The sequence below is a fragment of the Thermophilibacter sp. ET337 genome, assembly GCF_024733715.1.
In the GTDB taxonomy this organism is placed as follows: Bacteria; Actinomycetota; Coriobacteriia; order Coriobacteriales; family Atopobiaceae; genus Thermophilibacter.
In genome coordinates, this window is record NZ_JANRHO010000001.1 from 60,084 (window position 1) to 73,146 (window position 13,063).

Below are 13,063 nucleotides of genomic sequence, written 5' to 3' on the forward strand. Positions count from 1 at the left end.
GCCCACGTCAGGCCAGCTTCCAGACGTAGCTCGTCGGCTCCCCGGAGCCGGAGATGGCGGCGCGCAGGTCGAAGATGATCTCCGCCATGCTGGTGATCTGCTGGTAGAGATTGGAGTCGCAGGTCCAGACGCTTCCCTCGCGCACGGCGCGGAAGTCGGCGAGCAGCGCGTTTCTCCTGACCAGCTCGGCGAGGCTGGTGACCCCGTCGTCGATGGTCCCGTTGTAGATGATGACGTCCGCGTCGTGTGCGGCCTCGTAGAAGCGCTCCATCTCGACGGTGATGGTGGTGGGGGAGGAGTCCGCGGCGCCCGTGGCGTCAAAGCTCACGTAGGCGCCGCCCGCGGCCTCGATCATCTGGCAGAAGTAGTCGCCCGCGCGGCGCGTCACCGCGGCGCCGTCCTCGTTGATGTAGAAGAAGGCGACGGTTCGGCCCGTGGAGCCGCCCTGCGAGGCCGCCTCCACGCCGGCTGCGATCTCGTCGAAGACCGCGGTCGCCTCGTCCTCGCGGCCAAAGAGCGTGCCCATGAGGCGGATCCACTCCAGTCGTCCCAGCATGCCCTCCTCGCGGCTGGACTGCTCCATGAGCACGGTCACGCCGAGCTCCTCGAGCTTGGCGCGGACCTCGGGCACGTGGTCGATGTTGGTGTTCTCGATCGCGAGCGGGCAGCCCGCGGAGGCGATGAGCTCGTAGTCCGGGGCGCGGTAGATGCCGCCATAGGCAATGGTGCCGTCCTTCAGGCGCGCGGCGAAGCCCTCGACGGGGGAGTCCTCGGCGCGCACGGACGAGACGCCCACGGCGTCGAGCGCCCCGATGGCGTCGACGAGGCAGATCATGGCGGTGGAGACCAGGTAGACGCTCTCGAGCGGGCGGCGTATCACGGCGACGTCGTCGGGCAGGTCCTCCGGCGCGTCGGCGCCTTCGGGCACGACGAGGAAGCGCTCCCCGCTGGCGAGGCTCGCGAGCCGGAATCCGCCCTCGTAGGCGTCCAGCGAGAACTGCGTGGCATGCGCGAGCGGCACGGGCGTCGCCTCGCCGAGCGCGGAGAGGCCCTGCGAACCGGCGTCCTTCTCGCCCGTCGCCGCGTCCCGGCCGGAGCAGCCGGCCAGGGTCAGGGGCGCGAGAAGGCCGAGCCCGACGGCGGACCGGCGAGAGACAGACGTGCTCACGGGGACTCCAATTCAACGAGATGCTGCTCCCATGATACGCCCGCCGGCCGTCACGTCGCGAGGCCGTATCATTGGCGGCGTTGACTTCCGTTGAAAGGGGCGCGATGAACGCCATCTCAAAGCTGCTGCTGGGCGGAGAGCTCGACCGCAAGGTCCTTCTCGGCGCCGAGCGCTCGACGCTCATGCTCGTGGACGACCCGCTGCGCCAGTACTCGAGCTTCTTCATGCGGCTGCTCGCGGCCACGGTCGTGGCGACCGCCGGCATCGCCAGTGACTCCGCTACGACGATCATCGGCGCCATGCTCATCGCGCCGCTGATGTCGCCCATGCTGGGGACGGCGCTCGCCACCGCCATGGGTCGGCCGCGTCAGGCCCTGCGCACGCTCGCGCTCGTGGTCTTTGGCATGGCGCTCGTGGTCGTGGCGTCCGCCTGCGTGACCGCGCTCATCCCCGTGGCCGCGGACATGGAGACCAACTCGCAGGTGCTCTGCCGCGTCTCGCCGCGTCTGGTCGACCTGATCATCGCGCTGGCCGCGGGCTTCATGGCGGCGCTCGCCTCGATGCGCGCCGACATCCCCGACGCGGTGCCCGGCGTGGCGATCTCGGCCTCGATCGTGCCGCCGCTGTGCGTGGTGGGCGCGGGCATCTACGAGGGCGTGCCGAGTGCGGCGGTGGGCGCCTTCACGCTCTTCTTCACCAACTTCCTGGCCATCCAGGTCATGGGCGGCCTCGTCTACCTGCTCATGGGCCTCGGGGCGCGACGCCTCTCCGAGGTGGGCGCCCAGGCGCGCCAGATCTGGTACGCGCTGGTGGCGCTGGCGATGGCCGTGGTGGTGGGCCTGCTCTTCTCCACGAGCATGGACGTGCTCAGCGTGACGCAGCGCGAGCGGCAGGTCCAGGACGTCACGGCGGCGTGGCTTGACGGCTCCGACTACCGCGTGGAGGGGCTCGAGGTCGACGGCGAGGACGTCTACGTGCGGATCGTCGGCCATGGCGACGTTCCCGACGCGCGTGGCCTCAGCGACACGCTGGACGAGAAGGACGTGGGCGTGCAGAGCGTCTCGGTCTCTGTCCTGGAGGAGCAGCGCGTCGTCACCGGCTCGTAGCGGGCGGCGGTCACGGACGGCACGCCGTTCTTGTCCCCTAGGGAGGACAAGAACCTCGGTGGTCACGGACGGCCCGCCGCGCGCCGCTCGGTACAATGGGGGGCAAAGCATCCGAGAGGGGGCCTTGTGGACGACGGTCCGTTCATCCAGAGGTCGGACGGCGGCGAGCCCGTCTCGCCGGATCGTGGCGGATCGGACGGCGGCAGGACGGACCTTCGCTGCGTCGCGCGCTACCTGGGCATAGCCGCGGCAGTCTGCCTGCTGCTGGGCCTACTCGCCGTATGGGGAGCTCGTACGAGTTTTGTCGGATACCTCGACACGGTGGACACTGCCGCGGGCGGAGGCTGGCTGCTGCTGTTTCTCCCGGCGACAGTGGCCTTTTCGGGCTCGCTGGCAATGGTCGCCCTGGCGCTGGCGGCGGGAGGCGTCGTTCTTCTCGTCATCGCGGGCGTCGTGCTCGTGGTTGACCTGGCCAGGAAGAGGGGCTCCAAGGGAGGGCAAGATGCGCGTCCAGAAGATTGAGCTACCGAGCGCGGGCTATGGGCCCAGGGGTGCCACGCTCACGGCATACGTGCAGGACAATGTCGAGGCGCAGGTCTCGCGTCGGCGCCCCGGGGTGCTGATCTGCCCCGGCGGCGGGTACGCCTTCTGCTCGGATCTGGAGGCCGAGCCCATCGCGCTCGCGCTCGTCGCCCGCGGGCTCCAGGCCTTCGTGCTCGACTACACCGTGCTCGACGACGCGGAGACCGGGCCGCTGCTTCCCGCCCCGCAGCTCGACCTGGCGCGGGCGCTCGCCCTGGTGCGGTCCCGTGCGGACGAGTGGCTCGTGGACGAGAAGGACCTCGGCGTGCTCGGCTGCTCCGCGGGGGCGCACCTCTGCGCATCCTATGCGGGCGTCATGCGCGACGAGGCGTTTCTCGCCCGGGCGGGGGTCTCTCCCAGCGTCGCGCGGCCGGATTGGCAGGTGCTCTGCTATCCCGTCGTTGACCTTGGCGCCGGCTGGCCGCCCGATTCCGCCTACGCCGCGTGCGTCTGCGACGTCGGCTCGCCGCTGCGCCGCGCCCAGGACCTGGTGGGGCCCGACACGCCGCGGACCTTCCTCTGGCATACCGCTACGGACGAGACGGTCCCCGTCCGCAACGCCTACCTCTACGCCGAGGCGCTTGCCTCACACGGCGTCGACCACGAGTGCCATGTGTTTCACGCGGGCCGCCACGGGCTCTCGCTTGCGACCGAGCAGTCCGCGCGCTGGTGCGACTGTGTGAATCCGCACGTCGCGCACTGGTTCGACCTCGTGATCGAGTGGATCGGACGAGGCGACGCGCACTCCCATCTCGATGACGCGCCTTTGGAAGGCTAGTCTCCGCTTGCGCCGTCTGCAAAAACTGCCTTCAGTCCATATTACCCGGTGGCTGGAATCAAAACTCGCCTCCGATCCATGCGAAATGAGCTGTCGCGGCCTTACTTTTCTCTGATAGATTCATCCAAGGTTGTATTAATTAAAGTTTTCTTAGTCATGGGCGCGTCGCGGGCTGAAAAATGCATGGATCGAAGGCGGGTTTTGTTCCGGGAGGCCGGGGAAAATGGACTGAAAGCCGATTTTGCAGGTGAACTCGTGCCGAAGGCCTGGCGTAGGCCCGGTCGAAGACTTGTGTATCCTTGCAGGCACGGCGGACGTGCGGGAGGGGAGGCTCATGGCGCGGAAATCAGCCGGACGCTTCGTGGCGGCCGCCTTTCTGGCAGCGTGCCTCTACGCGCTCTCAACGCCGTGTTCCAAGGTGCTTCTGGGAAACGTCGCGCCCAACATGATGGCTGCCCTGCTCTACTTGGGCGCGGGCGCTGGGATGGCGGTGCTGACGGGGGCGCGGGCAGTTGCGCGGCGCGCGACGTCCGAGGAGATTCCGCTCGAGCGCGCGGATGCTCCCTACGTCGTGGCCATGGTTCTGCTCGACGTTGCGGCGCCCATTCTGCTCATGGCGGGCCTCGCGCACGCCGCCCCCGAGAACGTGGCCCTGCTCAACAACTTCGAGATCGTGGCGACGGCGGTCATCGCCTTCGCGGCCTTCCGTGAGCGCGTGGCGCCCCGCACCTGGGCGGGCATCGCCGTGATCACGGCGTCGTGCGCGCTGCTCAGCCTCGAGGGCGCCGGCGCGCTGAGCTTCTCCTCGGGCTCGCTTTTGGTGCTCGGCGCGTGCCTGTGCTGGGGAGTCGAAAACAACTGCACGAGTCGGCTCTCCGAGAAGGACCCCGCCCAGGTGGTCGTCGTAAAGGGGTTTGGCTCCGGCGCGGGCGCGCTTGCGGTGGCCCTTCTCGCCGGCGACGCGCTCCCGGCGCTTCCGGACGCGGCCGCCGCCCTGCTGCTGGGCTTCGTCGCCTATGGGCTCTCGATCTTCTTCTACGTCTACGCCCAGCGAGGCCTGGGTGCGGCCCGGACGAGCGCCTACTACGCCGTGAACCCGTTCATCGGGGCGGCGCTTTCGCTGGCGCTGTTTCAGACGGTGCCGGGGCCGATGTTCCTGACCGCGCTGGCGCTCATGGCACTGGGCGCGTGGCTGGTGACGCCGCGGGCGGAATAGGTGCGGCAACAGGACGTTTTGGCGGCCCGGGTCGTCCATCCGCCGCACCTTGACAGAAGAGGTGCGGCGGATGGACGTTTTCGAGTCGCGGACCGTCCATCCGCCGCGCCCCAGCAGCCGAGAAGAACCTACAGCTGCGGCTCCGGCTGCGTCCTGAGGTCGCGGCCTACGCGAGCCAGGCGCGTGACGTCGGTCTCGGCCTGCCCTTCGTTCCAGCGCTGGCGCGTCTCGTGCAGCGGATCGCCGGGTTCCGCCCACAGCCGCTCGGCCACCGGGGCCCATGCTGCCGCCGCGGGCGCGGTCTTCTCACGCAGCTGCTCGGGCGTCTCCTGCTCCACGAGGTCCGTTGAGCGGGCGCCCGTCTCGGAGACCATGCGCGGCAGGTCGTCCGGGTTCTCCAGCATCGGGCAGGGTCGTAGGTGGTTGGTGTTGAACGGCTGGCTCTGGTAGTACTTCATGAAGAGCGGCGACCGCAGCGCGTCGAGCAGGCTCACGTCATGGATGTTGGCGTTGGCGAAGTGGATGAACACGCACGGCTCTACGTCTCCCGCGGCATTGATGTGCAGGTAGCGACGTCCTCCGGCGATGCAGCCGCCCACGAACTCGCCGTCGTTCTGGAAGTCCAGCGTGAAGAGCGGCTTAACGCCGCGCATCTCGCGCACGAAGCGATACATCCGCTCGCGCTGCTCGGGCGTGGGCATGAGGTCGGCGGATGCCGCGCGGCCTACCGGCATGAAGTGGAAGTACCAGCAGAACAGCGCGCCCTTCTCGATCATCCAGTCCATGTTCTGCTCGGTGGCGACGGCGTCCGCGTTGGCGCGCGTCCAGCAGCAGGAGATGCCAAAGGGCAGGTCGTGCGCGCGCAGCAGGTCCATCGCCCGTTCGATCTTGGCGTAGGTCCCGTCGCCGCGACGCTCGTCGGTGGTGTGCTCGTTGCCCTCGGCCGAGATGGCGGGCACGAAGTTGGCCACGCGGATCATGTCCTGACAGAAGGCCTCGTCGATGAGGGTGGCGTTGGTGAAGCAGAGGAAGGCGCAGTCGGGGTACTTCTCGCAGATGCGGATGAGGTCGTCCTTGCGCACGAGCGGCTCGCCGCCGGTGTAGATGTAGACGTGGCAGCCCAGCTCGCGGCCCTGGTCGATGATCGAGCAGATGTCCTCGTAGGAGAGGTTGAGCGCGTGCCCGTACTCGGCCGCCCAGCAGCCGGTGCAGCGCAGGTTGCAGGCGCTCGTGGGGTCAAGCAGGATGGCCCAGGGGATGTTGCACGCGTACTTGTCGCGCGCCTTCTCCTGCACGGGCCAGGCGAGGATGTTGGCGTCCACGATGAAGGTCTTGAGCAGGCGCCGGCGCACCTCCGGATTGAGGTGGAAGGCCTTGAGGATGAGCTGGTACCAGTTGCTGCGGTCGTCGATGGCGCTGCGGAACGCCGCTCGCTGGGTGGGAAAGACGCTCGCCGGGGTGTACTTGTCGATCGTATCCATGATCTTGGGGATGCGGGCCTCGGGATCCTCGTCCACGTAGTCGATGAGCTTGTAGAGTGCGGCGCGTTCGGCCGACTGGGTCAGTGCCATGCTGGGTCCTTTCGCGAGCTCGATGGGACGCTCTGTTTATACCCAGTTAGGTGAAAACCCACATCTGTGGAGTAGTTAAGGTGTCTCTTCCGTGAAGGGGGAGGGCATGGCGCCTATTCCACAGATGGCGGTGCAGTGTGGACTGCAATTTACACAAAGATGAACTAAATGTGGAAATACGGTGAATCTAATGAACATGTGATAAATCGCTGGAACGGCCCAATTGTTTCGAGTAGATTTCATAATCGGACAGCACAGGAACCCCGGCCGGCGGCGGCCGGGAAACGACCATTCAGGAGGTCACCATGGGCCGCAAGCTCGGCAACCTGCTCGCAAGCATCTTCTCCGGAGACCGTTCCCTCGAGGCCTCCCGCAAGCTCGAGGCCAGCAAGAGCTCCGCGCCCGCATTCGCCGAGCTGGATGCGCGCCTCGGCGCCGGCAGGTTCCCGATCGCGTAGCTTGCGGCGGCCGCCCGGCCTCGCTCGACCCACGATCCCCCACAGCTGTGGAACAATAGGCGCGTCTCGTCCGTCCGGGCGGGGCGCGTCTTGCTGTCGGCCGAGGGGACACTCATGATGCTGGGCGAGAAGAACGACGAGCACGTGGACCGACGCGTGCGGCGCAGCCGTCGCGCCATCGTCGCGGCGTTTGACCGTCTGATCACGGAGGTTCCGCTCGAACAGATCACCGTGAGCGCGATCGCGCGCGAGGCGGACGTGGATCGCAAGACCTTCTACCAGCACTTTGGGTCGGTGGACGGGCTGCTTGACGCCATCGCCGACGATGTGGTCACAGGGCTGCTCGACGAGGTCGAGCTGGCCACGCGGGCGCGCGTCGAGGCCGCCGCGGACGTGACGCCGCTGCGCGCCTTCTTCGCCGCGCTCGCCGAGTACCTGAGCCAAAACGAGACGCTCGGGCGCGGCTACTGCGAGCACGTGCCCTCCGAGCTGCTCTTCGAGCACCTCTCGCGCCCGCTGGCGCGACAGAGCGTCGAGCGCGGCTTCGTTCGCGGGGACGTGCCGGACGAGGAGCTGGAGATGCTGCTCGCGTTTGGGCTCGGCGGGCTCTTCTCGCTGTATCGCTGGTGGCTGCTCTCGGACCGCGCCGTGCCGCTCACCGAGGTGACGCGCTACGCGAGCCAGCTGCTCGAGGGCGGGACGGCGGCGCTGATGCACTAGGGGCGGGGCCTTCGCGCGCCCTGCCCGAACCTCGGACGAGGCGCATATTCTAAGCAACCCGGAAAGCCGTGCTGCGCCCGCTACTTCACCGTGAGCACCGGGACGTCGACGGAGCGCAGCACGCCAAAGCTCACGCTGCCGAGCATGCCGCGCAGCGCGCCCAGGCCCCGGCGCCCCATGACCACGAGGTCGATGTCACGGCTCGTGACGTAGTCGACGATCCCCTCGAGCGCGGAATCGGAGATGACGGCGTCGGCCACGATCTTGCACTTCGCGTCGTCGCGGGACTCGTCCACCACGTTCTGGATGTCTGCGACCGTGCTCTGCACCACCGACTCGAGGATGCGCTCGTAGGTCGAGGGGTCGCCGACCGCATAGGGTGTGTCGAGGCCAATGTCTCCGAGCAGCGTGGGATTGGGCAGGGTCGAGGAGGGGATGACGGTCACCACGTGCACCTTCGCGGTCTCGTAGGGGCCGGCCAGACCAAGCGCTATGTGCAGGGCGCTCTTTGCGTGGTCGGACTCGTCGTAGGGAACCAGGATGTTTTTAAAGTACATGGTTACCTCCTCGTGCCGGGTTTGGCGCTTATCGGCGTTTATACCCGTCGGTGGGCCGAGCTTTCGACGCTTCGGCAAGCGCGGCCGACTTGTCCGCGGGCGTATGATATGAGGGGAGCGTCTCAGTGCAGCGGTTAGGGGGCGAGAAGAACGTGCGTGTCACGGTGCTGATGGAGAACTGCACGCCGTCGAGCCGCCTGGCGGCCCGGCATGGCCTCTCGCTTTGGCTCGAACTTGCCGACGGACGGCGCGTCCTGTTTGACATGGGTCCGGACGACGCCTTTCTCGCCAATGCTCGCGCGCTCGGCGTGGACGTCACCATGGCCGACCTTGCGGTGCTCTCCCACGGGCACTACGACCACGGCGGCGGCCTGCGCGCCTTTCTGGACGCGTGCGGGAAGGCGGGACGCGACGTTCCCGTCCACGTGCGCGAGCATGCCTTCGAGGAGCACGTCTCCGGTACGCCGGAGCGCCATCACGCGATCGGGCTGGACCCGGCGCTCGCGACGGACCCGCATGTGGTCATGGTGGGCGAGAGGTGCGAGGTGGGCGACGGGCTCACGCTCTTCTCGACCGCACGGCGCGACCATCCGGCGGCGCGTTCCAACCGGCGCCTGATGGAGCGGCGTGACGGTGCGCTTGCGCCGGACCGCTTCCTGCACGAGCAGAGCCTGCTGATCGTCGAGAGCGACCGTCGCTACTTGGTCTCCGGCTGCTCGCACGGCGGCATCCTCAACATCATGGACGCCGCGGAGGAGCTGGCGAGCGGTCCGCTCGACGCGGTCGTGGCGGGCTTTCACCTGATGGACCCGAGCGGCGGCACCGTGGAGGACCCGGAGCTCACGCGTGCGCTCGCGGCCGAGCTTGCCGCGCGGCCCACGCGCTACCTCACGTTCCACTGTACCGGGACCGACGCGTTTGCCCTGCTGCGCGACACGCTGCGCGAGCGCGTGGGCTACCTGCACGTGGGGAGCCGCGTGAAGCTGTAGGCGAGTCGCGTGGCGCGGACGGGTATACTGCGCCTAGGAAACTCGTGATCGGAGGCTCGCATGTCCGGGCTCATTGGCCTGATTCTCACGCTGCTCGTCGTGGCGTTTGTCGTGTCGCTTGTGGTGTCGTTCCTGGTGAACATCGTCGCTGGGGCGCTCTCGCTGCTGCCGGCGATCTTTGTCATCGTGGTCATCTGGTTCTTCGTGCGCGGCGGGAAGATTCACATCGAGTTCCCCGGGCGCGACGACCGCGACCGTCTCGACTAGGGGCGCGAGGGGTTGCAAAGGACGAGGCGCGCACCGGGGCGCGCCTCGGCGGGCGCCAGAGCTGAGGCCCCTGGGGGCGGCTCCGGCGCCCTTTCTGAGCTTCTACCAGCGGATCGTATACGGCTCCGCCGTGAACGAGCAGAACGTGGCGGTGACGTTTTCCAGCGCAAAGACCTCGCAGTTGCCGTCATCGGCGGCGTACATGGGCTGGAGCTCGGGATACTCCGCGAGCACTGCCTCGCGCGCCTCGAGCCGGTCGTCGAGCAAGGCGTCGGCCGTGACGCGCAGCCACGTGCCGTCGGCGCCGGTCGCGCAGATGGCCACGCGCGGGTGGGCGAGCATCTGCTCGGAGACGGGCTTCACGCGCCCGGTCTGGATGTAGAGCTTGCCCTCGAACTTGGCGATGGTCCCAAAGGGGCGAACCTGCGGGTTGCCCGCCTCGTCGACGGTTGCCAGGAAGTAGGTGGGGTTGGCCTTGAGATATGCGAGGACCTCGTCCATGGGAGCTCCTTTCGCGTGCGAAAACGGTCGTCGTCGCCACTTTACTCCGCTTCGGGGGTCGCGAGGGCGCGCTTGTAGTAGATCTTCACGGCGAGCAGGACGAGCGCGAGAAAAACCAGCGTGGCCGCCACGGAGACCATGGACTCAAAGCTCACGAGCGCCCCCACGAGGACGGCCACCACGGCGAGCGCGGGTAGCAGCTGCACGTAGGCGCGCGCGACCTCTCGCTCGAGGTGGGCTTGGAGCTCATCGTTCTCGCGGGCAAGGAAGCGGCGCAGCTCAGCCTCGTCGCGAAGGGCGCGGCGCAGGCTGAGGACCTGTCGTGCGGTGATGCCAGCGGCGACGGTGAACATGCCCATCATGAACCCCGAGAGGAAGCCCGAGATGCGTGCGTCTCCGTGCAGGGCGGGGAGCGTGTCGGTCGTGATGAGCGCGACCAGGGACGCCCATGCGGCGAACATAACGGCAAGCAGGATTCTCTCGCGGCGTAGGCGGCGGCGGATGGTGGTGCGCAGCGCTTCGGCGGTGTTCTTCATGGCGATCACAGCTCCTCATCAATGTCGGAAAAGTCAAAGACGTCCTCGATCGTGAGGCCAAAGTACCGAGCGATCCTGTAGGCGAGCGGCAGGGAGGCGGTGTATTTTCCCACCTCGATGGACGTGATTGTCTGCCGCGTGGTGCCCACGGCGTCGGCGAGCTCGGCCTGGCTCATCTTGCGCGCTCGGCGCAGCTCCTTGATGCGCGTTCGCATGGGCCTCCTCTCGTGCCGGAGATATGCAAAGCCTGCTTTGCAAGATAAGCATAGTACGCTTTGCAAAAAAAGACAAGCAGACTTTGCAATTCTCTTTTTGCAAGGGAATCGTCGAAAGCGCACTCGGAGTGAGGTGAGGTTTGCTCTGCAAAATGAGGCTTCAATCCATTTTTCTCGTTCGCCGGATACAAAACCGGCCTTCGATCCATGGAAAAGCAGGCGATTGGACGTGGCGGGCATCTGCTGATTAAACTCTAAGACGTATTAAGCAAAGTAAAGAAAAGGGACCCATCGCCAGACCGCCATTTTTCCATGGATTAAAGACTGGTTTTGTATCCGGCAGGCCGGCAATATGGACTGAAGGCCAAAAAAGCATGCCCTCGCGCGCTGCGTGGGCAATCGAGGCAGCTATCGCGCGTAGTGACCGAGGCACATCCCGATGAAGTCGCGCATCTCGGCGCGGAAGTCCGTCTCGGGTCGCTCAATCCGGAGCCGCTCGAGCGCCTCCGCGATGAGCGGGTTGCTCCAGCAGCCGCTGACCAGGCCAGTCGCATGGTAGTAGATGGCCACGAGCAGGGGCTCCACGCGCTCGGGCTCGATGTCGAGGATGAGAGGCAGGTGCTCGCGCATCCGGGCGACGTGGTCGTAGTAGGCGCGCTTGAAGACCATGAGGCGCTCGACGGTGACGTTGGTCTCCACGATCGTGGTGAGCAGGTCGCCTAGGCGGAAGTACTCCTGGTGTGCGTTGGCGATGCCCGCCCAGACCTCGGCCACGGTGTCCGGGGCAAGCCCGCAGCCCTCGGGCAGGGCGGTGAGCAGGGCGTTGAAGTACGAATCCATCTCGTCCGCGGTCAGGAGCAGGAAGATTTCCTCCTTGGTGCTGACGTACTTGTACAGGTTGGCGCGCGACCAACCGAGCTCGTCGGCGATCGTCGTGAGCGTGATCTCGTGGTAGGGGCGCGCGGCAAATTGTCTGCGGACGGCCCCCTTGATCTCTTCGAGGCGCTGCCCCTTCTGCTCGGCGCTGCGCGCTCGGATGAACTCTGCCATGACTCCTCCAAACCGTGTACGAGGAAAGTATACCGCAGCTTATCGAGAAAATAAGAAAAACAACGTCACCTAACCTTTGACAAGATACGCAACGCAACGTAACTTAAGACCTGTTAATTGGGGACAGTCCCCAATTAGCGCAAAGGTTTGATGTAAGGAGAAGAGCATGCTGACGAGAAGGAACTTCCTGGCAGTTACCGCTGCGGGTACGGCCGCGCTCCTGGTCGGTTGCTCCGGCGAGAAGAGCGAGGGGCCTGCGGCGACTCCGGCAACGAAGCCGGTCGAGGACGCTCCCGCGGCGGACGCCGCGCCCGCTGGCGCGACCCTTGTCGCGTACTTCTCGGCCACGGGCAACACGGAGGGCGTGGCTGCCGCGATCGCCGAGCGCCTGGGGGCGGACGTCTTCGCCATCGAGGCGGCGCAGCCCTACACGGAGGCGGATCTCAACTACAACGACGATGCCTCCCGTGTGAGCGTCGAGCACGCGGACGGAGCCAGCCCCGAGCTCGCGCAGGTCACGCCCGACGGCTGGACCGACTACGACACGGTCCTTCTCGGCTATCCGATCTGGTGGGGTGAGGCGGCCTGGCCGTTGCGCACGTTCGTGGCGGGCAACGACTTTGGCGAGAAGACCGTGATGCCGTTCTGCACCTCTGGTTCCTCGGGCATCGGGGGCAGCGCCGAGCGCCTTGCGGAGCTCGCCGGCACCGGCAACTGGCTCGAGGGCGAGCGCTTCTCTGCCGGTGCCGGCGATGATGCGGCGGCCTGGGTCGCCGGCCTGGGGCTGTAGGAGGGGGAAGATCATGAACGTCGTCATCTTGCAGGGGAGCCCCAACCGCGACGGCTCCACCGCCATCCTCTGCGAGGAGTTCGCGCGCGGCGCGCGCCAGGCGGGACACGAGGTCGAGCGCATTGACGTGGCGCAGGCGGACGTGAGGACCTGCACGGGCTGCGTGGCCTGCGGCTACGGCGCGCGCCCGTGCGTCCAGCGCGACGGCATGGTCTCGATCCTCGAGAAGATCCTCGCCGCCGACGTCCTGGCCCTGGCCACACCGCTCTACTACTACGCTATGACGGCCCAGCTCAAGGCCGTGATCGACCGGTTCTGCTCAGAGAACTCCGCCATCACCGCGCGGCGCCTGCGCTCCGTCCTCCTCGCCGTGGCGTGGAACGCGGACAGCTGGACCTTCGACGCGCTTGAGGCTCACTACGACACGCTGGTCCGCTATCTCGACCTGAGAGACTGCGGCCGCGTGCTCGGCTACGGCTGCGGCACGCCGTCCATGACGCGCGCCACGGATGCCCCGCAGCATGCCTTCGAGCTGGGGCGCTCGCTGTAAAGGGACGCG

General features: G+C 67.1%; 17 protein-coding genes. 10 read left to right on the forward strand and 7 right to left on the reverse strand.

Features of this window, described 5'->3' with window-relative positions; all coding sequences use genetic code 11:
* Positions 1-7 precede the first annotated feature (7 nt).
* Positions 8-1,168, reverse strand: a complete 1,161-nt coding sequence (locus NW198_RS00290) for an ABC transporter substrate-binding protein (RefSeq protein WP_258339538.1) — start codon at positions 1,166-1,168, stop codon at positions 8-10.
* A 104-nt stretch (positions 1,169-1,272) separates the two neighbouring features.
* Between NW198_RS00290 and NW198_RS00295 the strand changes: the two genes are divergently transcribed.
* The 4 genes from NW198_RS00295 (at position 1,273) to NW198_RS00310 (ending at position 4,850) form a co-directional block, all read left to right on the forward strand.
* Positions 1,273-2,274 (forward strand): DUF389 domain-containing protein, encoded by a 1,002-nt coding sequence (locus NW198_RS00295; protein ID WP_258339539.1) that lies wholly within the window; start codon positions 1,273-1,275, stop codon positions 2,272-2,274.
* Positions 2,275-2,400: 126 nt separating this feature from the next.
* The gene (locus NW198_RS00300) at positions 2,401-2,796 is read left to right on the forward strand and encodes a hypothetical protein (RefSeq protein ID WP_258339540.1); all 396 of its coding nucleotides are present in this window, start codon (positions 2,401-2,403) and stop codon (positions 2,794-2,796) included.
* Positions 2,777-3,634 carry an alpha/beta hydrolase gene (locus tag NW198_RS00305; RefSeq protein WP_258339541.1) on the forward strand — a complete coding sequence of 286 codons (858 nt, stop codon included), beginning with the start codon at positions 2,777-2,779 and terminating at the stop codon, positions 3,632-3,634. The genes NW198_RS00300 and NW198_RS00305 overlap by 20 nt, the downstream gene beginning before the upstream one ends.
* A 334-nt stretch (positions 3,635-3,968) precedes the next feature.
* Positions 3,969-4,850, forward strand: coding sequence for a DMT family transporter (locus NW198_RS00310; RefSeq protein WP_258339542.1), 882 nt, complete (start codon positions 3,969-3,971; stop codon positions 4,848-4,850).
* A 128-nt stretch (positions 4,851-4,978) separates the two neighbouring features.
* Here NW198_RS00310 and NW198_RS00315 read toward each other — a convergent pair whose 3' ends face one another.
* Positions 4,979-6,421: a radical SAM protein gene (locus tag NW198_RS00315; RefSeq protein ID WP_258339543.1), complete on the reverse strand. Its 1,443-nt coding sequence runs from the start codon at positions 6,419-6,421 to the stop codon at positions 4,979-4,981.
* A gap of 305 nt (positions 6,422-6,726) precedes the next feature.
* On the opposite strand from NW198_RS00315, the gene NW198_RS00320 reads away from it, so the two are divergent.
* On the forward strand, positions 6,727-6,879 hold the full coding sequence (locus NW198_RS00320) for a hypothetical protein (RefSeq protein WP_258339544.1): 153 nt from the start codon (positions 6,727-6,729) through the stop codon (positions 6,877-6,879).
* A 114-nt stretch (positions 6,880-6,993) separates the two neighbouring features.
* A complete protein-coding gene (locus NW198_RS00325; RefSeq protein WP_258339545.1) occupies positions 6,994-7,599 on the forward strand; it encodes a TetR/AcrR family transcriptional regulator in 606 nt (201 codons plus the stop codon).
* An 80-nt stretch (positions 7,600-7,679) separates the two neighbouring features.
* On the opposite strand, the gene NW198_RS00330 is transcribed toward NW198_RS00325, so the two are convergent.
* Positions 7,680-8,156, reverse strand: coding sequence for a universal stress protein (locus NW198_RS00330; RefSeq protein ID WP_087315401.1), 477 nt, complete (start codon positions 8,154-8,156; stop codon positions 7,680-7,682).
* 125 nt (positions 8,157-8,281) lie between these two features.
* Between NW198_RS00330 and NW198_RS00335 the strand changes: the two genes are divergently transcribed.
* Positions 8,282-9,145, forward strand: a complete 864-nt coding sequence (locus NW198_RS00335) for an MBL fold metallo-hydrolase (protein WP_258339546.1) — start codon at positions 8,282-8,284, stop codon at positions 9,143-9,145.
* A gap of 60 nt (positions 9,146-9,205) precedes the next feature.
* Positions 9,206-9,412 carry a hypothetical protein gene (locus tag NW198_RS00340; RefSeq protein WP_087315396.1) on the forward strand — a complete coding sequence of 69 codons (207 nt, stop codon included), beginning with the start codon at positions 9,206-9,208 and terminating at the stop codon, positions 9,410-9,412.
* Between the two features lie 102 nt (positions 9,413-9,514).
* Here NW198_RS00340 and NW198_RS00345 read toward each other — a convergent pair whose 3' ends face one another.
* The 4 genes from NW198_RS00345 to NW198_RS00360 form a co-directional block, all read right to left on the reverse strand.
* The gene (locus tag NW198_RS00345) at positions 9,515-9,913 is read right to left on the reverse strand and encodes a pyridoxamine 5'-phosphate oxidase family protein (RefSeq protein WP_258339547.1); all 399 of its coding nucleotides are present in this window, start codon (positions 9,911-9,913) and stop codon (positions 9,515-9,517) included.
* A 41-nt stretch (positions 9,914-9,954) separates the two neighbouring features.
* Positions 9,955-10,449 carry a hypothetical protein gene (locus NW198_RS00350; RefSeq protein WP_258339548.1) on the reverse strand — a complete coding sequence of 165 codons (495 nt, stop codon included), beginning with the start codon at positions 10,447-10,449 and terminating at the stop codon, positions 9,955-9,957.
* A 5-nt stretch (positions 10,450-10,454) separates the two neighbouring features.
* Positions 10,455-10,664: a helix-turn-helix transcriptional regulator gene (locus NW198_RS00355; protein ID WP_087315390.1), complete on the reverse strand. Its 210-nt coding sequence runs from the start codon at positions 10,662-10,664 to the stop codon at positions 10,455-10,457.
* Between the two features lie 408 nt (positions 10,665-11,072).
* Positions 11,073-11,714: a TetR family transcriptional regulator gene (locus NW198_RS00360; protein WP_258339549.1), complete on the reverse strand. Its 642-nt coding sequence runs from the start codon at positions 11,712-11,714 to the stop codon at positions 11,073-11,075.
* Positions 11,715-11,880: 166 nt separating this feature from the next.
* Here NW198_RS00360 and NW198_RS00365 point away from each other — a divergent pair, with 166 nt between their 5' ends.
* Together NW198_RS00365 and NW198_RS00370 are read left to right on the forward strand one after the other, a co-directional pair.
* Positions 11,881-12,504 carry a flavodoxin gene (locus NW198_RS00365; protein WP_258339550.1) on the forward strand — a complete coding sequence of 208 codons (624 nt, stop codon included), beginning with the start codon at positions 11,881-11,883 and terminating at the stop codon, positions 12,502-12,504.
* A 13-nt stretch (positions 12,505-12,517) separates the two neighbouring features.
* On the forward strand, positions 12,518-13,054 hold the full coding sequence (locus NW198_RS00370; RefSeq protein ID WP_258339551.1) for a flavodoxin family protein: 537 nt from the start codon (positions 12,518-12,520) through the stop codon (positions 13,052-13,054).
* Positions 13,055-13,063 lie beyond the last annotated feature (9 nt).

Excerpts from the sequence above, each read along its gene's own strand:
- NW198_RS00305 (WP_258339541.1), top strand. The coding sequence starts at position 2,777 with ATGCGCGTCCAGAAGATTGAGCTACCGAGCGCGGGCTATGGGCCCAGG.
- NW198_RS00360 (WP_258339549.1), bottom strand. The coding sequence starts at position 11,714 with ATGGCAGAGTTCATCCGAGCGCGCAGCGCCGAGCAGAAGGGGCAGCGC.
- NW198_RS00330 (WP_087315401.1), bottom strand. The coding sequence starts at position 8,156 with ATGTACTTTAAAAACATCCTGGTTCCCTACGACGAGTCCGACCACGCA.
- NW198_RS00340 (WP_087315396.1), top strand. The coding sequence starts at position 9,206 with ATGTCCGGGCTCATTGGCCTGATTCTCACGCTGCTCGTCGTGGCGTTT.
- NW198_RS00370 (WP_258339551.1), top strand. The coding sequence starts at position 12,518 with ATGAACGTCGTCATCTTGCAGGGGAGCCCCAACCGCGACGGCTCCACC.
- NW198_RS00325 (WP_258339545.1), top strand. The coding sequence starts at position 6,994 with ATGATGCTGGGCGAGAAGAACGACGAGCACGTGGACCGACGCGTGCGG.
- NW198_RS00350 (WP_258339548.1), bottom strand. The coding sequence starts at position 10,449 with ATGAAGAACACCGCCGAAGCGCTGCGCACCACCATCCGCCGCCGCCTA.
- NW198_RS00295 (WP_258339539.1), top strand. The coding sequence starts at position 1,273 with ATGAACGCCATCTCAAAGCTGCTGCTGGGCGGAGAGCTCGACCGCAAG.
- NW198_RS00320 (WP_258339544.1), top strand. The coding sequence starts at position 6,727 with ATGGGCCGCAAGCTCGGCAACCTGCTCGCAAGCATCTTCTCCGGAGAC.
- NW198_RS00315 (WP_258339543.1), bottom strand. The coding sequence starts at position 6,421 with ATGGCACTGACCCAGTCGGCCGAACGCGCCGCACTCTACAAGCTCATC.
- NW198_RS00355 (WP_087315390.1), bottom strand. The coding sequence starts at position 10,664 with ATGCGAACGCGCATCAAGGAGCTGCGCCGAGCGCGCAAGATGAGCCAG.
- NW198_RS00345 (WP_258339547.1), bottom strand. The coding sequence starts at position 9,913 with ATGGACGAGGTCCTCGCATATCTCAAGGCCAACCCCACCTACTTCCTG.
- NW198_RS00365 (WP_258339550.1), top strand. The coding sequence starts at position 11,881 with ATGCTGACGAGAAGGAACTTCCTGGCAGTTACCGCTGCGGGTACGGCC.
- NW198_RS00310 (WP_258339542.1), top strand. The coding sequence starts at position 3,969 with ATGGCGCGGAAATCAGCCGGACGCTTCGTGGCGGCCGCCTTTCTGGCA.